Here is a 20,985-nt window from a genome sequence, read left to right as displayed (position 1 = left end):
CTTGCTATGGCATCACGCGGGGCAGGCCACCGCAGCCTTGTTTTCGACCAGACGGGCATCCTTCAGGTCGATGTCCAGATTGCCATCGGTGCGCAGGGTCAGCAGCGGGCTGACGCTATTGAAATCCGCGCCCTTGAAGCAGGGCAGCGGGATCTCGAAATGGTTGGCGCCGGGGTGAAGCATCGGGCCGATCGGCAGGGAAATCCCGCCCACCACCAGTTGCACCGGGGCGGAGGGCGCCTGCGCCACATCCAGCGTCAGGCTGACCATCATCGAGCCATTGGCCTCCCGCGAGAGATCGGAAGGGCTGGCCGCCGCGATGCTGATGCCGCCCTTGCCGCTCCACGTCAGATGGACGGCCTGCGGATCGCGCGGGCTGGGCCCGGCGGTGATGGCGCCCGCGCTCACCGGCTTTCCGGTGTAGGCGACAGAGGATGCGCCCTCCAGCCTCAGACCATAGCCGTTCCAGAAGGTGCCCTTGGTGAAATAGACGCCGCGATCGCCGTAATTCACCGTGGAGACCACCTCTGGCAGTCGCGGCGTCTGAACCGGCGCGGCATAGCTCAGGCCAAAGCCATAGGCGAATTGCGGATCATAGTTGGGCTGGCCAACATTGAGCGGCGTCTGGTCCGGGCGCTTGGGCCATGAGAAGCTGAGGCGCCCCCGGAAATCATGGCGCGGCTTGCCGTCCTTCCCGGCGATCAGCACATCGGCAAGGCCATCGCCCTCCGAGCCCGGCAGGAAGGCGGCGACAAAGGCATCGGCCTGATTGATCTGCGGGTTCACATAGAGCGGCCTGCCGCTCAGCAGCACCGCCACGGTGGGCACCCCGCGCGCCTTCAGGCTCTTGAGCAGCGCAAGGCTTTCGTTGTTGCCGTGATGCAGGGCAACATCGGTCTGGTCGCCCATATATTCGGCATAGGGCGTCTCGCCGAAGACCACGATGGCGACATCGGGCTTGGTGGTGAAAGACCCATCCGGGGAAAGCGTCGCGCTGCCGCCTGCCGCTTCCACGGCCTGACGGATACCGGTGTAAAGCGAGGTGGCGCCGGGGAATTCCGCGGGGCCATTGTCATTGCCCTGCCACGACAGCGTCCAGCCGCCCGCCTGCATGGCGATGTTGTCGGCGCCCTCACCCGCGACAAGGATATGCGCGCCGGGGCGGATCGGCAGCAGGGCACGGTTGTTTTTCAGCAGCACCAGCGATTCGCGCACCGCCTCGCGCGCGACGGCGCGGTGGTCGGGCGTGCCGATGGGTTTCAGCGTGTTGGGGCGCTGCGCCGGGCCCGCCTCATCCATGATGCCGGCGCGGAATTTGACGCGCAGCACGCGGCGCACGGCATCCTCCAGCCGGGTCATGGGGATCTCGCCCGACTGCACCTCGCGGATCATATTGCCATAGAGCGCCTTCCAGTCGGTCGGCACATTGAACACATCGACGCCCGCGTTGAAAGCAATCGAGCAATCCGACAGCGTGCAGCCCGGAATCTGCGAATGGGCGTTCCAGTCGCCGATGATCAGCCCGTCAAAGCCCATGCGCATTTTCAGCACATCGGTCAGCAGCGCCCTGTTCTCATGCATCTTGACCCCGTGCCAACTGCTGTAGGAGGCCATCACCGTCTGCGCGCCCGCGTCGATGGCCGAAACATAGCCGGCGGCATCGACCTTGCTCAGCTCCTGTTCGGAGACCAGCGAATTGCCCTGATCGCGGCCATTGTCGGTCGATCCGTCGCCCAGGAAATGCTTGGCGGTGGCCAGCACATGGTCCTTGTCGAGGAAGGTCGCGCCCTTGCCTTCCAGACCCTCGACAATGGCCCCGGCATATTGGGAAACGATCTTCGGGTCTTCCGAATAGCTTTCATAGGTGCGGCCCCAGCGGTCGTTGCGGGCCACGGCGATGGTGGGGGCAAAGGCCCAGTCCATGCCGGTGGAGCGCACCTCCGCCGCCGTCACCGCGCCGATGCGGCGGAGCAGATCGGGATCATGCGCGGCGCCAAGGCCGATGTTATGCGGGAACAGCGTCGCGCCCAGCACATTGTTATGGCCATGCACCGCGTCCGAAGCCCACATCAGCGGAATGCGCGCGGCGTGGTTGGCTTGGCGGTCGACCGAGGCCTGCCAGTAGGACTGGATCATATCCGTCCAGTCCTTCAGCGCGGCATGCTTGTTGCCCTGAGGGAAGGAGCCGCCGCCATTCTCGATGCTGCCGATATGATAGTCGCGCACCTCGTCGGGCGTGATCCAGCGGATTTCGGGCTGGAGCACCTGCCCCACCTTCTCCTCCAGCGTCATGCTGGCGATGATGGTGCCGATCTTCGCCTCCAGCGCCGGATCGAGACCGATGGGCGAACGCGCCTGAGGCCACAGATCGGGATGGACCGCCATGGCGGCAGGCCGGGGCGCCGGGACCTGTGCGTGAGCCGTGCCAGCGCAAAGGGCCAGCACCAGAGCAAGACGGGACGCAATGCGGGCGGGGCTGCTGGCCATGTTCAACTCACTCTCCGGATGGGCAGGGCCTGTCTGGCCCGTTCTTTCCGCCGCCTAACATGGGCCCCGGCCCCAAGCCAGAACGAATGGCAACGTTGCCATACGTATTTGATCCAGGTCATCGGCAATCTCCGGTGATTGCCTGAACCATCAATCACCGCTAGTCATGGCAACGTTACCACACAGGAGGATGCCGCGTGAAACTGTCGAGATCACTGGGAGAGGCCGAGGCGCGCATCGCCCTCGACGCCTGCCTGCAGGAGTTGCAGCGTCGCGGCGATGATGCCGTCGTCGCGGTGGCCGACAATCATGGCGAGCTGATCGCGCTCTGGCGCACCGATGGCTGCGGGCTGGCGCCGATCGCCATCGCCCAGAACAAGGCCTATACCGCCGCGCGCCTGGGCCGCCCCACCGGCGATGTCGGGCGTGACACCAAGGCGAGCGGCGATGACGTTCACTACCACGGCGACGCGCGCTATGTCGGCTGGGACGGCGGCGTGCCGGTGCTTCATAACGGTGCCTGCCTCGGCGCGGTCGCGGTCAGCGGCCTGTCGGGCGAGGACGATCTTGCCATTGCCGATATCGGCGTTTCCGCCATTCTGAACCGACTGGATTGACCCTATGAAACCCCCTTATACCGCTGCCGCCACCCGTTATGAGTCCATGCCTTACCGCCGCTGTGGCCGCTCTGGCCTGAAGCTGCCCGCGATCTCGCTGGGTCTGTGGCAGAATTTCGGCGGCGACGATGTGTTCGAAAATGGCCGCGCCATGCTGCGCCATGCCTTCGACAACGGCATCACCCATTTCGACCTCGCCAACAATTACGGCCCGCCCTACGGTTCCGCCGAGGAAAACTTCGGCCGGGTGATGGCCACCGACTTCGCCGCGCATCGCGACGAGCTGGTGATCTCCACCAAGGCGGGCTGGGATATGTGGCCGGGGCCCTATGGCGACATCGGCGGCTCGCGCAAATATCTCATCGCCTCCTGCGACCAGAGCCTGAAGCGCATGGGCCTCGACTATGTCGACATCTTCTATTCGCACCGCGTCGATGCCGACACGCCGCTGGAAGAGACCATGGGCGCGCTGGCCACGCTGCATCAGCAGGGCAAGGCGCTTTACGTGGGCATTTCCAGCTATTCGCCCGAATTGACGCGCAAGGCCGCCGCCATTCTGGCCGAGCACAAGGTGCCCCTGCTGATCCATCAGCCCAGCTATTCGATGCTCAACCGCTGGATCGAGGACGAATTGCTCGACACGCTGGGCGATCTGGGCACCGGCTGCATCGCCTTCTCGCCGTTGGCGCAGGGGATGCTGTCGACCAAATATCTGAACGGCGTGCCCCAGGATGCCCGCGCCGCCAAGAGTGGCTCGCTCAGCCAGTCGCTGATCACGCCCGACAACATCGAGCGGATCAAGGCGCTGAACGAGATCGCCAAGGGGCGCGGCCAGACCCTGGCGCAGATGGCCATCGCCTGGGTGCTGCGCGATCCGCGCGTCACCTCCGCGCTGGTGGGCGCCCGCACGGTCGAGCAGCTGTCCGACACGCTGCGCTCGCTCGACAGGCTGGAATTCAGCGCCGAGGAACTGGCGGCGATCGACGCCCACGCGCAGGAGGGCAACATCGACCTCTGGAAGATTTCCTCCACGCTCTGAGCCATGGGCCGGAGGGATCGCGCGATCCCTCCGGCTTGCCATTGCCTTGCGTTCGGCACATGAGGCGGCCCACAACTGAGGACCCTTGATTTGGCCAAACCCACGATCGTCCAGGTCGCCCGGCTTGCCGGCGTTTCGAACAGCACGGTCTCCCGCTGCCTGAACCAGCCGGAGAATGTGGACAAGAAAACGCTGGCCCGCGTGCGCAAGGTGATCGAGGAGATCGGCTATCGCCCCAATGTGCTGGCCCAGAACTTCCGGCGCGGGCAGAGCGACATCGTGCTGGTGGTGGTCCACAATGTGGGGGCCAGCATCTTTTCAGACATTCTCGACGGCATCCGCAGCGTGCTGGGCAGCCGCTTTTCGGTGATTCTGATGGAGTCCCGCGCCGAGGCGCAGGGCCATGCCAAATTCATCGACCTGCTGGTGGCCAAACAGGTGGTGGGGGTGATCCTGCTCTGCGCCTCGCCCACCTTCGACCGACGGCTGATCGGCGGCATCGATCATCAGCCGCGCCTGCCGGTGGTGATCGGGCTGGAGCCGGTGAGCGCCGACCTCGCCGATCTGCCCAGCGTGCATATCGACAACCATCGCGCCGCCTATGACGCCACCACCTATCTGATCGACATCGGCCATCGCGAGATCGGTTTTGTGTCCGGCGAGAAGGGCTCGCTGATCACCGCCGATCGCGAGCGCGGCTTTGCCGATGCCATGGCGCAGGCGGGCTGCGCCGACCCTTGCGCGCGCATCCTGCATGGCGATCTGAGCATTCAGGGCGGCATGGCCGCCGCGCACCGCCTGCTGACGCGCGCCGAACGGCCCAGCGCCCTGTTCTGCGCCAATGACGATATCGCGCTGGGGGTGATGAGCGTCGCGGCGCAACTGGGCATTGCCGTGCCGGAGGACCTCTCCGTCATGGGCTTTGACGATACGGTCTATGCCGCCACCGCCAATCCACCGCTCTCCACCGTGGCGCAACCCACGCGCGAGGTGGGGGAGCGCACGGCAAAGCAACTGCTGCATGCGCTCGATCATCCCGAGGATGGTGAGCATCTGACCCAGATTCTGCCTCACCGCCTGATCATCCGCAAAAGCACCGCGCGGCCCCGGCAGAGCTGAGGAGCAGGATTTGCCAGCGATGGGATGAGGAGGATGGAGGCCCGAGCCGGAATCGAACCGGCGTAAACGGATTTGCAGTCCGGTGCGTAACCACTCCGCCATCGGGCCAGATCGCGTGGAATAGCGTGGTTCGGGGCTCCTAGCGGGGGGGCCTTCTACAATGCAAGCCTATTCATGCGACAATTTTCCTACCCCGCCATCAGGCGAAGGTGCCGGGGTGACAGGCTGGCCCATGCGCCTTATCACCCTTTCCCCAAGGGCTTGCCGCAAGCCGATCCGATCCCCGCTGGAGATACCCCCATGAAGACCCGCGCCGCCGTCGCTTTTGCGCCCAAGACTCCGCTGGAGATCGTGGAAGTCGATCTGGAAGGCCCCAAGGCCGGTGAAGTGCTGGTCGAGATCATGGCCACGGGCATCTGCCACACCGATGCCTATACGCTGGACGGCCTCGACAGCGAGGGCATCTTCCCCTCGATCCTGGGCCACGAAGGCGCAGGCATCGTGCGCGAGGTCGGCCCCGGCGCGACCTATGTGAAGCCCGGCGATCATGTGATCCCGCTCTACACCCCCGAATGCCGTCAGTGCAAAAGCTGCCTCTCGGGCAAGACCAACCTGTGCACCGCGATCCGCGCCACGCAGGGCAAGGGGCTGATGCCCGATGGCACCACGCGTTTCAGCTACAAGGGCCAGCCGATCTTCCATTATATGGGCTGCTCGACCTTCAGCAATTTCACCGTCCTGCCCGAGATCGCCGTCGCCAAGATCCGCGAGGACGCGCCCTTCCAGTCCTCCTGCTACATCGGCTGCGGCGTGACCACGGGCGTTGGTGCGGTGGTCAACACCGCCAAGGTGCAGGTGGGCGACAATGTGGTGATCTTCGGTCTGGGCGGCATCGGCCTGAATGTCATTCAGGGCGCGCGTCTGGCCGGGGCGAACAAGATCATCGGCGTCGACATCAACCCCGACCGTGAAGAGTGGGGCCGCCGCTTCGGCATGACCGACTTCCTCAACACGAAAGGCATGAGCCGCGAGGATATCGTCGCGAAAATCGTGCTGATGACCGATGGCGGCGCCGATTACACCTTCGACGCCACCGGCAACACCGAGGTGATGCGCACCGCTCTTGAGGCCTGCCATCGCGGCTGGGGCACCAGCATCATCATCGGCGTGGCCGAGGCTGGCAAGACCATCGAGACCCGCCCCTTCCAGATGGTGACGGGCCGCAACTGGCGCGGCACGGCCTTCGGCGGGGCCAAGGGCCGCACCGATGTGCCCAAGATCGTCGACATGTACATGACCGGCAAGATCGAGATCGACCCCATGATCACCCATGTCATGGGGCTGGAAGAGATCAACGACGCCTTCACCCTGATGCATGAGGGTAAAAGCATCCGCTCCGTCGTCGTCTTCTAAGGCATGAACAGCCTGCCCAGCGCCTCGAACGAGGCCATGACCATCGCCCTGATCGAGCGTTACTACGCCGCCTTCAACGCCAGAGACAGGTCAGCCATGCTGGCCTGCCTGACGGAGGATGTGGCGCATGACATCAACCAGTGCGAGCGCCAACTGGGCAAGCACCCCTTCGAGACCTTCCTCGCCCATATGGACCGCTGCTATGCCGAGCAGCTGGCCGATCTAACCATCATGACCAATCAAGATGGCAGCCGCGCCGCGGCGGAGTTCACGGTCCACGGCAAATATCTGGTGACCGACGATGGCCTGCCGCCCGCCACGGGGCAGCGCTACATCCTGCCGGCGGGGGCCTTCTTCACCATGCGCAACGGGCTGATCAGCCGCATCAGCGTCTATTACAATCTGGCGGAATGGAACCGGCAGGTCCTCGGCCGGTGACACGAAAAAGGGCGGGCAAGCTGATGCTCACCCGCCCCTTTTATCGTGTCAAACCTTGATCAGGCGGTCTTTGTGCTCGGCGTGTTGACGCCCATGCTCTGCAGATAGCGCTTGATGTTGCGCGCGGCCTGACGGAGGCGCTGCTCATTCTCGACCATGGCGATGCGCACGAAGCCCTCGCCATCCTCGCCGTAACCCACGCCCGGCGCCACGGCGACATCGGCATGAGTCAACAACTGCTTGGAGAACTCCAGCGAACCCATATGTGCCAGCGCAGGCGGCAGCGGGGCCCATGCGAACATCGACGCACGCGGCGAAGGAATATCCCAGCCCGCACGGCCAAAGGCATCGACCATCACGTCACGGCGCTTTTGATACAGCAGGCGGTTGGCCTCGACGATGTCCTGCGGGCCGTTGAGCGCCGCGCAGGTCGCCGCCTGGATCGGGGTGAAGGCGCCGTAATCGAGATAGGACTTCACGCGGGTCAGCGCCGCGATCAGCCGCTGGTTGCCCACCGCGAAGCCCACACGCCAGCCGGCCATGGAGAAGGTCTTGGACATGGAGGTGAACTCCACCGCCACATCCTTCGCGCCCGGCACCTGCAGGATGCTGACCGTCGGCTTGCCGTCGTAATACAGCTCCGAATAGGCCAGGTCGGACAGGATCCAGACCTTGTTCTCCTTGGCCCAGGCCACCAGCCGCTCATAGAAGGCCAGATCGACGGTTTCCGCCGTGGGGTTGCTCGGATAGTTGACGATCAGGATCGAGGGGCGCGGCACGGTGAAGGCCATGGCGCGGTCCAGCGATTCCCAATAGCGCTCATCCGGCGTGGTCGGCACGCTGCGGATCGTGGCGCCCGCGATGATGAAGCCGAAGGTGTGGATCGGATAGGAAGGATTGGGCGCCAGCACCACATCGCCCGGCGAGGTGATCGCCGTGGCCATGCTGGCCAGACCTTCCTTCGAACCCATGGTCATCACGACCTCGGTCTCGGGATCGAGTTCGACGCCGAAGCGGCGGCCATAGTAATTGGCCTGAGCCTTGCGTACGCCGGGAATGCCCTTGGAGGCCGAATAGCCGTGGGCCGAGGGCTTCTGGGCCACTTCGCACAGCTTGTCGATCACATGGGCGGGCGGGGGCAGATCGGGGTTGCCCATGCCCAGGTCGATGATGTCCTTACCGGCTGCGCGTGCTGCGGCCCGCATGCCGTTGACTTCGGCGATGACATAGGGCGGCAGTCGCTTCATGCGGTAAAATTCTTCGGACATCGGACCTTTCCTGGAGGCGCTGGGATGAAAATTGTGGGGCGGCGCCTCACCGGCGCCCCAATGCGCTCCGCAAGATTGCGGAACGATGACTGACCCCATGCGCCAGAATCGCTGCGAAGGCGAGATAGCGAGGCAAAAAAATTGCCGAAGTGCAGGAAGCACTTCCATCCCCCGGCAACGCCGCTAGCATCACCACCAAGTCCTGCGGCAATCCTGTGAGGAAGCATCCCCAATGGTGACCAAAGCCCCGACTGATACGACGTCCGGCGATATCTTCTCCCAAATGATCGACACGATGGTCAAGCTGCCCACCCAGGCCGGGCAGCAATGGCTCGATTCGGTGATGCCCGGCCTGTCGCTGCCCTTTTCCACCCCGCAGGAGGCCAGCCATTGGGCCGAGATCATGGGCAAGCTGCAGACCATGTGGCTCGATTTCCAGAATGAGCAGGCCCGCAAGCTGACGGCTGAAAAACCCGCCATCCCCACCATGTCCGATCCGGCGAGCTGGATGGGGCTGATGGAGGGCTGGTTCAACCTCTCGCCGCTGGCCCGCCCCGCCGTGCAGCAGAAGCTGTGGACCGACAGCCTGAACCTGTGGGGCAAGATGGTCAGCCAGTATGGCCTTGGCACCAAGGACCAGCCGGTCGATCTGCCCCGGCAGGACAAGCGCTTTGCCGATCCGCGCTGGCGCGACAATCCCTTCTTCGCGCTGATCCATCAGGCCTATCTGATGGTGGCCGAGGAGATCACCGCCATGGCCGATACGGTCGAGGGCGTCGATCCGGTCAAGAAGGAGCAGTTGCGCTTTGCCACCCGCGCCCTGCTCGATGCGCTGAGCCCCGACCATTTCCCGCTGACCAACCCCATCGTCATGCAGCGCGCGCTGGAAACCAAGGGCGAGAGCCTGATCAAGGGCTTCTCGCATCTGCTCGACGACCTGCGGCGCGGGCAGCTGACGCATACCGACAATCAGGCCTTCACCGTGGGCGAGACCATCGCCGCCACGCCGGGCAAGGTGGTCTTCGAACATCCGATGTTCCAGTTGATCCAGTACAGCCCCAGCACCGAGAAGGTGGGGCAGATCCCGCTGGTGATCTTCCCGCCATGGATCAACCGCTTCTACATTCTGGACCTGTCCCCGCAGAAGAGCTTCGTCAAATGGGCGGTGGATCAGGGGATCACCACCTTTATGGTGAGCTGGAAATCGGCCGACGCCTCCATGGCCGAGGTGACCTGGGACCATTACATCGCCTGCCAGCTCGAGGCGATCGAGGTGATCCGCGAGCGGCTGAAGGTGCCCAGCGTCCACACCATCGGCTATTGCGTGGCGGGCACCACGCTGGCGGCCACGCTGGCGATTCTGGCCCGGCGCGGCATGGCGGACCGGGTGGCGAGCGCCACCTTCTTCACGGCGCAGGTCGATTTCGAGAAGGCGGGCGACCTGAAGAACTTCATCGACGACCAGCAGATCGCCACCATCGCGTCGCTGGGCAAGGAAGGGTTTATCGACGGGCGCTATCTTGCGGCCACCTTCAACCTGCTGCGCCCCAACGATCTGATCTGGAGCTACGTCGTCAACAACTATCTGATGGGGAACGATTACCGCCCCTTCGACCTGCTCTATTGGAACGGCGACACCACCAATCTGCCCGCCAAATGGCATCACGCCTATCTCTGCGACCTCTATCGCGACAACCGGCTGGTGCAGCCCGATTCGCTTGAGGCGCTGGGCACGCCGATCGATCTGGGCGACATCACCACCCCCTGCTACATTCAGGCGGGCCGCGAGGACCATATCGCTCCGCCCGAGAGCGTGTGGCGGATGAATTCTTTCCTGCCGCATGCCGACAAGCAGTTCGTGCTGGCCGGATCGGGGCATATTGCCGGGGTGGTCAATCCGCCCGCCGCCAAGAAATACCAGTACTGGACCCATGAGGGCCCCGCGCACACGCTCGATGATTTTATCGCCGGGGCAAAGGAGACTCAGGGCAGTTGGTGGCCGCACTGGCGCGCCTGGCTGGCGCAGCTCGACGCCGACACCGTGCCCGCCAAGGGCAAGCGCGCGCCGGGCGGGCGCGGCGACACGGTGATCGAGGATGCGCCGGGTCGCTATGTGAAGGAGCATTGAGGCTCTGAGGCATGAAACCGCAGGTGCGAATCTGCAGCATAGGTAGTTTTCGCATCTGCAAAATTTCTGTCACACTTTGTCACACAATGGGCCGGGCGCATCCCGCCCGGCGCTGCAGCAAAACCGACATCGCTGTCAGCCAGAAATCCTCATAAGCGGGAACTTTCCTCGAAAATCCGCGTTATAGACCCGTCATGTTTTTGAGTGGCGGATGGCGCGCGCCCATCCCTTGCTGCACTGCACAAAATTCAGCTTGACTCTGCACCCGTCATCGTCGATTGATCACAGCGCCGATTAGAAAGGCGTCAGAGTACACAAGACGCCGAAGCTGCATTCGTGGATTGTTTCCGGGAAGGTTCGCCATGGCTATCAAGGCAAGCTCTACATCCAGGGCCAAGGGTCCGCGCAAGCCGGGTATCACCCCCGCCGCGCCCAAGGCTATTCCTGCCAAAGCGGCAGACCCCAAGATCGTCGAATCCAAGCCTGCTGATCCCAAGCCTGTCGAGGCGAAGGTCACGCCCCAGCCTGAGGCCGCCAAGGCCCCGGTAAAGCCTGACACCGTGAAGCCGGACACACTGCTGGTCCCGCCGCCCGCCGCGCCTGCGGCGAGCGCCCCGCAGCCCGCTGCCAAGGTGGAAGCCCCCAAGCCGACACCCGCTGCCGCCGCTGACAAGCCCGTGACCAGCACCGCGACGCCCCCCAAGGCTGCTCCGGCCCCCGCGATCGCCAAGACCGAAAGCGCCCCCCAAAGCACCAAGGTCGAAGCCGCGAAGCCGGTGGTCGCCAAGGAAGCAGTCAAGGCCCCCGTCGCGCCCAAGGCGCCCGCAGCAGCTGCCCCTGTTAAGGCGGCGGCTCCGGTTAAGGCCCCTGCGCCCGCCAAGGCTGCTGCGCCTGCAACGCCGCCCAAGGCCGAAGCCAAGCCCGCGCCGGCAAAGCCTGCGCCCGCTCAGGCAACCCCGGCCGCCGCGCCTGCCGCCAAAACCCCTTCCCCCGCCCAACCTCAGCCCGCATCCAAGCCCAAGGAGCCTCTCATGACGACCCTGCCCAATTTCGACTTCAACGAAGTGTTCAAGACCGCTTTCTCCGACTTCCAGGAGAAGGCCAAGGCTGCTTACGAAAAGAGCACCGCCGCTTTCGGTGACTACAACGAGTTCGCCAAGGGCAACCTGGAAGCCGTCGTCGAATCGGGCAAGATCCTGACCGCCGGCCTGCAGGAACTGGGCACCGCCCTGGTCGCCGACAGCCGCGAAGCCTTCGAGACGCTGACCAGCGAAGCCAAGTCGCTGGCCGCCGCCAAGACCCCCACCGACTTCCTGCAGATCCACTCGGACCTGCTCAAGAAGCACTTCGACAAGGCCGTGTCCTTCTCCTCGAAGCAGAGCGAAACCGTGCTGAAGCTGGCTGGCGATGTCGCCGCGCCGCTCTCCAGCCGCGTCAGCCTGGCTGTCGAAAAGGTGAAGGCCGCCGCCTGATCCCGGTCACCGGCTCCTGATGCCGGTGCGTGAGGGCTGCTGATGCTCTCACGCACCGGATCCGGGCGGTGTGCCAGGGCAGGTGCGATCTGTGGCTTGGGATGGCCGGGGCAACCCGGCATGCGCTGAAACCCGCTGATTGGCTTCACACAACGCAAGGCCAATCGCGCAAGGCGCAAAGCCAGCAGGATGGCAGCCATGGAAAAGCGGGGCGCAGTTTGCGCTCCGCTTTTTTTATGCGCGCGCCTCGGGCGTGATGCTCCCATCGTGCTCCGGGCCTGGCGGCCGCGTCACTGGTGCGAAAAAACCGGCCCTCACTTTTTCGCGCGATCCTCTGGAGATGCCGGGGAGCCGACCTATATCGGCCCGGCCCGTTGAGCCGCCGTTCTGGCGAGCCGGTTCCAATCGGCCAGCACCTTGCCCTCCCCCCCCGGTTTGCGGTATTCTAGACGTTATGCCCTCCTCCCCCCCTCTGCCCAGCCCCCTGTCGGCGCGCCTGTCGTTCTGCGACACCCAGCCGCTTGAGGGCTCGCCTCTTTCCGCCCTTCACCAGCCCTCGGCCCTTCCCGCGCCGCGCGGCGCCGGGCGTGACACCGACACCGGCGGCCCCGGACAGGTGGGCCTGGCCACCCGCGCCAAGGCCAAGCCCAAAAAGCCCAGCCAGTTCAAGGTGCTGCTGCTCAACGACGATTACACGCCGATGGAATTCGTGGTGATGGTGCTCAAGCGCTTCTTCGCCATGGATCTGGAGCAGGCGACGCGGGTGATGCTGCATGTCCACCAGCGCGGCGTCGGCGTCTGCGGCATCTTCCCTTACGAAATCGCCGAGACCAAGGTGAATCAGGTGATGGATTTCGCGCGGGAGAACCAGCACCCCCTGCAATGCACGCTGGAAAAGGCATAATGGGGGAAAAGGCCTGAGATCGCCCGGACTTGCACCTTCGGCCACCCCTGTCCGGGCCACGGATCGGCGCGCAGCCCCTTGCGCGCGGCGACGCGCTCTCTTACTGCACAAGCCCGTCTGACCGTCTCCACAGCCGCCCGGCTCCGGGCCCAAGTTCCATGACTGGCCCCCATCTATGACTGGCGCACTGTGAAATTCTTCACCGCCCTCGACCGCTATATCTTCCGGCTGGTGCTGATGCCGATGCTGGCGGTGTTCGTCGTCGCGGCATCACTGCTGATGCTCGACAAGATGCTCAAGCTGTTCGATTTCGTCGGATCGCAGGGCGGGCCGGTGAATGTCGTCTTCAGCCTGCTGATCAACATGGTGCCCGAATATGCCAGCCTGGCGATCCCGCTGGGGCTGATGCTGGGCGTGCTGATGGCCTTCCGCCGTCTGGCCACCAGCAGCGAGCTGGATGTGATGCGCGCCGTGGGCCTGAGCTACACCCGGCTGCTGCGCGTGCCCTATCTGATGGCGCTGGTGCTGGCGGTCTGCAACCTGTTCATCGTCAGCTATGTGCAGCCCTATTCGCGCTATCTCTATGAGCAGCTCACCTTCGAACTGTCGACCGGGGCGCTGGGCGCCTCGATCCGCGTGGGCGAGTTCAACACGCTGCGCGACCGCATGTCACTGCGCATCGAACAGAGCCGCGACGAGGGCCGCGAGCTGATCGGCATCTTCCTGCGCGTCACCGAGCAGAAGGGTCAGGTGCTCTCGATCACCGCGCGGCAGGGGCGTTTTCTGGCGCTGCACTCCAACCCCAACACGGTGATCCTGCGGCTGACCGACGGGCAGATCGTGCAGAACCCGGTCGGCCAGCCCCCGCGCGTGCTGGCCTTCACCCGTCACGACCTGCCCATCGACCTGCCCAGCGTCGAGAAATTCCGCATGCGCGGCGGGGTGGAGCGCGAATATTTCCTGCCCGAGCTGCTCAAGCTGGGCTGGTCGAAGGACACCTCGGAAGAGACCCGCAATGTGGTGCGCGCCAGCCTGAACTATCGCCTCGCCGAAGTGGTGATGATCCTGCTGCTGCCGCTGCTGGCGGTGTCGCTGGCGGTGCCGCCCAAGCGGTCGTCCTCGGCGCTGGGCGTGTTCATCTCGATCGTGATGGTGGTGGCCTATCACAAGGTCAACGAATATGGCGAGCAGGTCTCCAGCCTGGGCAAGCTTGATCCGTGGCTGGCGCTGTGGGTGCCTTTTGGCATCTTCGCCGCGATCATCATCTGGATGTATTACACGCTGGCCTATGTGCCCGGCGGCCAGCCCATCGGCGCGCTGGAGCGCTTCTTCTCGAATGCGCTGAAACGCATCACCCGCCTGATCGGCAAGAAGAAGATGAAGGGTTTCATTCCCGAAACTCCGGGCAGCACCGACAGTGAGGACGAGAAGGAACAGACGGCGTGATCTCCCTCGACCTGTTTCCCTCGCGCACGCTGGCGCTCTATCTCTCACGCCTGTTCATCACGCGCATTCTCGGCACGCTGGTGATGCTGGTGGTGGTGCTGCAGCTTCTCGACCTGCTGGGCGAGAGCGGCCATATCCTTGCCCACAAGGGCAATGGCGAGGCGCAGCTCTGGACCTATGTCACGCTGCGCGCGCCGCAGTTGATGGCGCGCTTCCTGCCCTATTCGGTGCTGCTGGCGACGCTCTTCACCTTCTTCCCGCTGAACCAGAACAGCGAGATCATCGCCATGCGCGCGGCGGGCCTCTCGGCGCATCAGATCCTTGCGCCGATGCTGGCCACCGCCATGGTGGTCTCGGGCGTCAGCTTCGTCTTCAACGAGACGGTGGTCACCCGCGTCACCGGCCAGTTGAAGGCGTGGGAGGCCGTGGATTACGGCGTGGTGCAGGCGGGCAGCGGCACGCGCACCAACGTCTATGTCGCCGACAAGAGCAACATCCTCTACGCCGAGAGCATCGCCGACGACGCCAATGGCGTCCCCCATATGACCCATGTCACCTGGTATGAGCGCGACGCCACCGGCATCATCACCGCCAAGACCGACAGCCCCTCGGCCAGCTATGCCAAGCCCGGCTGGCGGCTGGCGCCCGGCACCCGTTTCGACGTCGCCTCCGCCAGCCAGAGCGCCACGCCGGTGCAGGTGATCGCCCCCAAGGTCACCCCGGCCCAGCTCGAAATCGCCAAGGTGGACGGCGACGGGCTGAACATCCTCCAGCTCACCCATGTGATCGGTGCCCTGCGCGCCAGCGGCCGCCCGACCAGCGAGCTGACCGGCAAATGGTGGCACCGCTTCTCCGGTCCGCTGGCGGCGATGCTGATGCCGCTGCTGGGCGCGGTGGCGGCCTTTGGCCTGGCACGCTCGGGCGCGCTGCTGATCCGCGCGGTGGTGGGCATGTCGCTGGGCTTTGCCTATTTCGTGCTGGACAATGCCGCGCTCGCCATCGGCAATTTCGGCGGCTATCCCCCGCTGATTGCGGCCTGGGCGCCTTTCTTCCTGTTCCTCTTCGTGGGCGAGACGGTTCTCATCAAGACCGAGGAGTGAGGGTGCGCGGCTCCTTGCCGTAATCCCGCCGCAATGATCCGCTTAAAGCACGCCCATGGTCCGGCGTGCCCTGCGTGATTCGCGCTGCCTCGCCAGTTTGACCCCAAACAAGGACAGGCCGACCGACGGCATGCAGAGGACTGCTTCCACAGCGGCTGGCTGCGCCCCGCCCGCATCCGGCCCGAGAAGCACAGGAAGATCACAGTGTCCCAGACCCAAACCACAGATGAGGCCAAGCTGCCCTTCTGGAAACGCTCGCACTATCTGGACCGCATGACGCTGCCCGATCTGGTGAGCGCCTATTTCCAGCACTACACCATCGTCGCCTATCTGGCTGTCGCGCTGGCCTCGCTGGTGGTCTTCGTGCTGTATCCCGCGCCTCTGCTGCGCGCGGGCGGCGCCGTGCTGGCCGCTGTGGTGATCTATCCGCTGGTCTGGCACCTGCTGCATCAATATGTGCTGCACGGCCAGTGGCCCTACAAGTTCAAGCTGCTGGCCTCGACGTGGAAGCGCATCCACTACGATCACCATCAGGACCCCAACCACCTTGAGGTGCTGTTCGGCGCGCTGCACACCACCCTGCCCACCATTTTCATCGCCACGGCCCCGGTCGGCGCGCTGATCGGCGGCAAGGACTTCTGGCTGGGCGGGGCGGCGATCGCCTTTGCCACCGGCATCATCACCACCTGCTACTACGAGTTCATGCACTGCATCCAGCATCTGGCCTTCAAGCCGAAATGGAAGTGGGTGCAGCACATGAAGCAGCGCCACAACGAGCACCACTATTTCGACGAGGACGGCAACTTCGGCATCACCAACTACACCTGGGACCGGGCTCTGGGCACCTATTACGTGAAGAAGGACCGCCCGAAGCGCAGCCCCACCGTGTTCAATCTGGGCTACACCGAGGAGGTGGCGGTGAAGTACCCCTGGGTGAAGGAACTGTCCGGCGGGATCGCCAGTGGGCATCCGCGTCGGCGCGGAATGGCTGAGAAGGGGGACAAGGTTTAAGGGGAAGATGCGAGGGTGTTACACCCTCGCGCTCCCGTTAATGTCTGCGTTGCGCTTCGGGTTCGGCCTTGCGCCCAGCTTGCAGCGCCACAGGCAGGAAACGAGTTTGATGCCTGCGGCGCCTTAGGTGGTGCAGGTGGATAGTCGGGGCACAAGGATCGTGCGCCACGGCCCTTTCGCCGGAAGACGTCATGGGAGCGCGAGGGGGTAACCCCCTCGCATTTTCCTTCTCTCCCTTGTTCATCTTGCCCCTTCCTTAACCCTCTTCACCCGTCTAAACCCCGCGCCAAACGCTTAGGGAGCATCACACAATGGCCGCCATTACCATCAGCCCGGTCACCACCAAGGCCGAGCGTGGCCAGTGGGTCGATTATGTCTACAAGGCGAATGCGGGCGATCCGAACTTCGTCCCCCAGCTTCGCGGCGAGGAGCTGGAGAAGATCACCGCCGGCGGCAATCCGTTTCACGAGCATGCCAAGTGCCAGTTCATGCTGGCCAAGCAGGGCGACAGGATCGTGGGCCGCATCGCCGCGCTGATCGACGAGCAGGCCCTGGGCCAGCCGGTCGAGCAGGGCATGGGGCCCGGCACCGGCAATTGGGGCGCTCTGGAGGCCGAGACTCAGGACATCGCGCATCAATTGATCGCGGCTGCGGAGGACTGGCTGCGCGCTCAGGGCATGCACCGCGTGATCGCCCCGATGAACCTCTCCGTGTGGGAGGAGCCGGGCCTGCTGGTGAAGGGGCATGACCATCCGCCCACGGTGATGATGGGCCATCAGAACGCCAAGTTCCAGCCGTGGATCGAGGCGGCGGGCTACATCAAGGCCAAGAACCTCCAGACCTATGAACTGGACATCACCAAGGAATTCCCGCCGCTGATCCAGCGCATCGTCGCCAGCGGTGAGAAGAACCCCAAGATCAATGTGCGCAATGTGGTGCTGAAGGATTTCGCGAAGGAAGCCGCGATCATCCTCGACATCCTGAACGATGCGTGGAGCGACAATTGGGGCTTCGTGCCGATCACCGATTCCGAGGTGGCCTACACCGGCAAGAAGCTCAAGCCGCTGATCAAGGCCGATCTGGTGCAGATCGCCGAATATGAGGGCGAGCCCGTTGCCTTCATGATGACCCTGCCCGACATGAACGAGGTTCTGGCCAAGATCGGACCCAAGCCCTCGCCACTGGGCTGGATCAAGCTGCTGCTGTGGATCTGGCGCCCGCGCGTGAAGACGATGCGCGTGCCGCTGATGGGCGTGCGCAAGCGCCTGCAGTCGAGCCGTCTGGCCAGCCAGCTCGCTTTCATGATGATCGAGTACATCCGCGCCAATTCGGTGGCTAACTATGGCGCCAGCCGGGGCGAGATCGGCTGGATCCTCGATGACAATCAGGGGATGAACTCGATCGCGCGCGAGATCCATTCCGTGGTGAACAAGGAATACCGCATCTACGAAAAGGCGCTGTAAGAGCCTGGCATCGGCCCGCTTCCCCGGCCCGGCCATCCATCGGTGATATGCTGTGGGTGGCCGGGCCGGGGGAGCGGGCCGGTGCCGCAAAATCCGGCTCTTTCGCCGGATTTTCAACAAAAAGGCCCCTGCCAGCTGGGACAGGGGCCTTTCCGGGATCGCATCACCAGCCGCTGTGGACGGGAGGGGGGTCTCGGCGGTGACAGGGATGAAACGTCGCTCCTTCGCGACGGTTCCCGCCTTTCTCATAATTATTCATGCTGCCTTTGCGGGCATCGCTGCTAAAGTCTCTCAAGATCCTTTCGTCCGGCGGGCGTTAAGAAAAACGCGCGCTATGACGTGACGAAAAGATATGCGGAGACCTACTTATGCCGCTTGGCACTCAACTTGCCCCTCAACTGCCCTATCTGCGCCGCTATGCGCGCGCCTTATGCGGCAATCAGGCGGCAGGCGACACGCTGGTGGTCACACTGCTTGAAGCGGCACTGGCCGATCCCGAACTGCGCGCCAGCCTGCAAGGGGGCCGAATCGCGCTCTACCGCACGCTGGGCCAGGTGTGGAACAAGGTGAACCAGGGCACCACCGCCACCCTGCCCGAAGGCACGGCGGAAAAGGCGGCGCAACTGCGCCTCTCGCGCATCACCCCGCTCAGCCGCCAGGCCCTGCTGCTGACCACGGTCGAGGATTTCACCGTCGAACAGGCCGCCGAGATCCTCGAAGTCTCGCAGGAGGAGGCCCAGCAACTGGTCGCCAGCGCCCTGTCGGATATCGCCCGCGATGCCGCCACGGATGTGCTCATCATCGAGGATGAGCCGCTGATCGCCATGCAGCTTGAGGATATCGTCAAGTCGCAGGGCCACCGCGTCTGCGCCACCGCCGCCACGCGCACGCAGGCGGTGGAGGCCATCGCCACCAACCGCCCCGGCCTGGTGCTGGCCGACATCCAGCTTGCCGACGGCAGCTCGGGGGTGGATGCGGTGGACGATATCCATGCGGTGATCGACGTGCCCGTGATCTTCATCACCGCCTACCCCGAGCGCCTGCTGACCGGCGACCGGCTGGAGCCGACATGGCTGGTAACCAAGCCCTTCCGCGAGGCGAGCGTGACCACCGCCATGGCCCAGGCTTTGTTTTTCCGTGAGCCGGAGCCTTTGAAGGTGGCGGAAGGGTAAAAGAGAAGATGCGAGGGCCATCGCCCTCGCGCTCCCTTTAATGTCTGCCTTGGCGCTACGGGTTCGGCCTTGCGCTCAGTTTGCCGCGCCGCAGGCTTTAAAACCGCTGCACACCTCATCGACTGTAAACTGACTGCCTGCGGCGCCCGAGGTGGCGCAGGTGGAGAGTTCCCGCGCAACGATGGGGCACCACTGCCCGTGAGCCGGAAGACGTCATGGGAGCGCGAGGGGGTAACCCCCTCGCATCTTCCTACTTCGCCTTCCCAGCAACCTGCTGCCGAGCCCGAATGCTGAACGCCACCGGCGCCCGCACCGGCACCATCAGGGTACAGCGCACCCCGGCCACCGCGAAATCGAGCTGCACCCCATGGCCCAGCTCATGCGCCACGATCTTCTCGATCAGATCGGTACCGAACCCCCGGCTGCGCAAAGCCGGCACGGGCGGCCCGTCGCTTTCCTGCCAGTGGACCTGCACCACGCCCTCGCCCGCCATCGACCATGAGACCTCGACCCGGCCCGTCGCCACGCTGAGCGCGCCATATTTCGAAGCATTGGTCGCCAGCTCATGCAGCGCCAGCCCCAGCGACAGCGCGTCATTGGGCGCCAGATCGACATCGGGCCCGCTCAGCAGCACCGCCGCATCGTCGCCGCGCGTGTAGGGCGCGACCTCGGCCAGCACCACGTCGCGCAGGGCGGTGGGGCCCCATTCGCTGTTGGTCAGCAGGTCATGCGTGGCCGAGAGGGCGCGGATACGGCCCTGCAGGCCTTCCACGAACTCATCCAGCCCGGTCGCCCGCCGCTTGGTCAGCGCGATCAGCGACAGCACATTGGCCAACGTGTTCTTGACGCGGTGATTCAGCTCGCGCGTCAGCGAGGCGCGGATCGAGGCCTGCTCACGCAACCACAGCAGCGCGGCGCGATCCTGCTCGGCGCGGCGGCTGACGATGCGCGCCACCAGCGCCAGCAGCAGGGCAATCGCCGTGCCCAGCACCAGCGCGCCCCAGGCGGTGCGGGTCAGCCCGACCTCGGGCGCATCAACCGCCACCAGCAGGCGCCGCCCGCCCAGCGTCAGCGCCTGCGTGGCCACCGCCTTCATGGCGGGTCCCTCGGTTCCGGCGCGGGCGATCAGGTGCTGCGGGGCGATCGCGCCATCGAAGAGGCGGATCTGCAGATCCTCGATCTTCTCCAGCACCACGATCGAATTGAGGAAGGCCCCGGCGTTGAAGGGCGCGCTGATAAAGCCGCGCGGCACGTCGGTCTGCCCCTGCCCATAGACCGGCATATAGAGCAGGAAGCCCTGCCATTCCCCCACCCGCGTCTCCATGATGAGCGAGAGCGGCCCACTGGCGGTCAATTGGCGTCGGGCGATGGTCTGGTCGATCACGGCGCGGCGGCGCGGCTCGGAATAGGCGTTGAAGCCCAGGGTCGGCCGGTTGCGCTCGTTCATGTCGGCGATGTAGCTGATCGGCACGACGATGCGGTCCGAAGGGGCGGGCGCGGGATGCACCGCAAAGTCCGGATTGCCCAGGGCCCGCATATGCGCCTCATAGGCGGGAAGCTGCGCGGGTTTCAGCAGAGGCAGCCAGCCAATCCCCAGCGCGCCGTGATAATCGGCATCGTCCAGAAGGCCGCCCGCCACGGATTCGAAATCCTCACGCGTGGGGGCCTTGTTGGTGCCCAGCAGCAGCGAGCCGGCGCGCAGATAGGAGACATAGGAATGGGCCCGCCGGTCCAGCGCGGTGGCCACCACGCTGGCGGCGGCGCGGGCCTGCCCTTCGCGACGTTGTTGCTCGACACGCTCGAGCGCCCAGACGCTCAGCACCGTCAACACCATGGTCAGGGCGAAGGTGGAGATGGGCACCAGGCGCGGAAAACGCTCATACCAACGTTGTTCCAGGTTACGATCGG

The 20,985-nt window shown here is 64.7% G+C and carries 16 protein-coding genes and 1 tRNA gene; 13 read left to right on the top strand and 4 right to left on the bottom strand.

Annotation, left to right across the window (positions count from 1 at the left end):
• Positions 1–12: 12 nt before the first annotated feature.
• Positions 13–2,487, bottom strand: coding sequence for a glycoside hydrolase family 3 N-terminal domain-containing protein (locus ABDW49_RS02335; RefSeq protein WP_343609439.1), 2,475 nt, complete (start codon positions 2,485–2,487; stop codon positions 13–15).
• Positions 2,488–2,684: 197 nt separating this feature from the next.
• On the opposite strand from ABDW49_RS02335, the gene ABDW49_RS02330 reads away from it, so the two are divergent.
• The 3 genes from ABDW49_RS02330 to ABDW49_RS02320 all read left to right on the top strand — a co-directional run bounded on the left by ABDW49_RS02330 (position 2,685) and on the right by ABDW49_RS02320 (position 5,262).
• Positions 2,685–3,104, top strand: coding sequence for a heme-binding protein (locus tag ABDW49_RS02330; RefSeq protein WP_343609437.1), 420 nt, complete (start codon positions 2,685–2,687; stop codon positions 3,102–3,104).
• A 4-nt stretch (positions 3,105–3,108) separates the two neighbouring features.
• Positions 3,109–4,143 carry an L-glyceraldehyde 3-phosphate reductase gene (gene mgrA / locus ABDW49_RS02325; protein WP_343609436.1) on the top strand — a complete coding sequence of 345 codons (1,035 nt, stop codon included), beginning with the start codon at positions 3,109–3,111 and terminating at the stop codon, positions 4,141–4,143.
• A 90-nt stretch (positions 4,144–4,233) separates the two neighbouring features.
• Complete coding sequence (locus tag ABDW49_RS02320) at positions 4,234–5,262, top strand: LacI family DNA-binding transcriptional regulator (RefSeq protein ID WP_343609435.1); 1,029 nt, start codon at positions 4,234–4,236, stop codon at positions 5,260–5,262.
• Between the two features lie 34 nt (positions 5,263–5,296).
• Here the strand turns inward: ABDW49_RS02320 and ABDW49_RS02315 are convergent.
• Positions 5,297–5,370: transfer RNA gene (locus tag ABDW49_RS02315), tRNA-Cys, on the bottom strand.
• 192 nt (positions 5,371–5,562) lie between these two features.
• Here ABDW49_RS02315 and ABDW49_RS02310 point away from each other — a divergent pair.
• Positions 5,563–6,675: an S-(hydroxymethyl)glutathione dehydrogenase/class III alcohol dehydrogenase gene (locus ABDW49_RS02310; protein ID WP_343609434.1), complete on the top strand. Its 1,113-nt coding sequence runs from the start codon at positions 5,563–5,565 to the stop codon at positions 6,673–6,675.
• A 36-nt stretch (positions 6,676–6,711) separates the two neighbouring features.
• Positions 6,712–7,113, top strand: a complete 402-nt coding sequence (locus ABDW49_RS02305) for a ketosteroid isomerase-related protein (RefSeq protein WP_343609433.1) — start codon at positions 6,712–6,714, stop codon at positions 7,111–7,113.
• Positions 7,114–7,172: 59 nt separating this feature from the next.
• On the opposite strand, the gene ABDW49_RS02300 is transcribed toward ABDW49_RS02305, so the two are convergent.
• Entirely contained in the window at positions 7,173–8,381 is a 1,209-nt protein-coding gene (locus ABDW49_RS02300) for an LL-diaminopimelate aminotransferase (protein WP_343609432.1), read from the bottom strand.
• A 232-nt stretch (positions 8,382–8,613) separates the two neighbouring features.
• Between ABDW49_RS02300 and phaC the strand changes: the two genes are divergently transcribed.
• From phaC to ABDW49_RS02260, 8 genes are all read left to right on the top strand, one after another.
• Positions 8,614–10,509, top strand: coding sequence for a class I poly(R)-hydroxyalkanoic acid synthase (gene phaC / locus ABDW49_RS02295; RefSeq protein ID WP_343609431.1), 1,896 nt, complete (start codon positions 8,614–8,616; stop codon positions 10,507–10,509).
• A 362-nt stretch (positions 10,510–10,871) separates the two neighbouring features.
• Positions 10,872–11,981 carry a phasin family protein gene (locus ABDW49_RS02290; RefSeq protein WP_343609430.1) on the top strand — a complete coding sequence of 370 codons (1,110 nt, stop codon included), beginning with the start codon at positions 10,872–10,874 and terminating at the stop codon, positions 11,979–11,981.
• Positions 11,982–12,597: 616 nt separating this feature from the next.
• Entirely contained in the window at positions 12,598–12,885 is a 288-nt protein-coding gene (clpS, locus tag ABDW49_RS02285) for an ATP-dependent Clp protease adapter ClpS (protein WP_343614091.1), read from the top strand.
• Positions 12,886–13,074: 189 nt separating this feature from the next.
• Complete coding sequence (gene lptF, locus ABDW49_RS02280) at positions 13,075–14,331, top strand: LPS export ABC transporter permease LptF (RefSeq protein ID WP_343609429.1); 1,257 nt, start codon at positions 13,075–13,077, stop codon at positions 14,329–14,331.
• The gene (gene lptG, locus ABDW49_RS02275) at positions 14,331–15,431 is read left to right on the top strand and encodes an LPS export ABC transporter permease LptG (protein WP_343614089.1); all 1,101 of its coding nucleotides are present in this window, start codon (positions 14,331–14,333) and stop codon (positions 15,429–15,431) included. Before lptF ends, lptG begins: the two co-directional genes overlap by 1 nt.
• Before the next feature lie 204 nt (positions 15,432–15,635).
• Positions 15,636–16,442: a sterol desaturase family protein gene (locus tag ABDW49_RS02270; protein ID WP_343609428.1), complete on the top strand. Its 807-nt coding sequence runs from the start codon at positions 15,636–15,638 to the stop codon at positions 16,440–16,442.
• 311 nt (positions 16,443–16,753) lie between these two features.
• Positions 16,754–17,905, top strand: coding sequence for an N-acetyltransferase (locus tag ABDW49_RS02265; protein WP_343609426.1), 1,152 nt, complete (start codon positions 16,754–16,756; stop codon positions 17,903–17,905).
• Positions 17,906–18,273: 368 nt separating this feature from the next.
• Entirely contained in the window at positions 18,274–19,077 is an 804-nt protein-coding gene (locus ABDW49_RS02260) for a response regulator (protein ID WP_343609424.1), read from the top strand.
• A 250-nt stretch (positions 19,078–19,327) separates the two neighbouring features.
• Here ABDW49_RS02260 and ABDW49_RS02255 read toward each other — a convergent pair whose 3' ends face one another.
• Complete coding sequence (locus ABDW49_RS02255) at positions 19,328–20,938, bottom strand: CHASE domain-containing protein (protein ID WP_343609422.1); 1,611 nt, start codon at positions 20,936–20,938, stop codon at positions 19,328–19,330.
• Between the last annotated feature and the right edge of the window lie 47 nt (positions 20,939–20,985).

It is taken from the genome of Novosphingobium sp., assembly GCF_039595395.1.
GTDB lineage: Bacteria > Pseudomonadota > Alphaproteobacteria > Sphingomonadales > Sphingomonadaceae > Novosphingobium.
Note: the sequence above shows the minus strand (reverse complement) of the source record. Positions and strands in the feature narration are given on the sequence as shown.

Excerpts from the sequence above, each read along its gene's own strand:
- ABDW49_RS02335 (WP_343609439.1), bottom strand. The coding sequence starts at position 2,487 with ATGGCCAGCAGCCCCGCCCGCATTGCGTCCCGTCTTGCTCTGGTGCTG.
- mgrA (WP_343609436.1), top strand. The coding sequence starts at position 3,109 with ATGAAACCCCCTTATACCGCTGCCGCCACCCGTTATGAGTCCATGCCT.
- ABDW49_RS02310 (WP_343609434.1), top strand. The coding sequence starts at position 5,563 with ATGAAGACCCGCGCCGCCGTCGCTTTTGCGCCCAAGACTCCGCTGGAG.
- ABDW49_RS02305 (WP_343609433.1), top strand. The coding sequence starts at position 6,712 with ATGACCATCGCCCTGATCGAGCGTTACTACGCCGCCTTCAACGCCAGA.
- ABDW49_RS02300 (WP_343609432.1), bottom strand. The coding sequence starts at position 8,381 with ATGTCCGAAGAATTTTACCGCATGAAGCGACTGCCGCCCTATGTCATC.
- phaC (WP_343609431.1), top strand. The coding sequence starts at position 8,614 with ATGGTGACCAAAGCCCCGACTGATACGACGTCCGGCGATATCTTCTCC.
- ABDW49_RS02290 (WP_343609430.1), top strand. The coding sequence starts at position 10,872 with ATGGCTATCAAGGCAAGCTCTACATCCAGGGCCAAGGGTCCGCGCAAG.
- ABDW49_RS02265 (WP_343609426.1), top strand. The coding sequence starts at position 16,754 with ATGGCCGCCATTACCATCAGCCCGGTCACCACCAAGGCCGAGCGTGGC.
- ABDW49_RS02260 (WP_343609424.1), top strand. The coding sequence starts at position 18,274 with ATGCCGCTTGGCACTCAACTTGCCCCTCAACTGCCCTATCTGCGCCGC.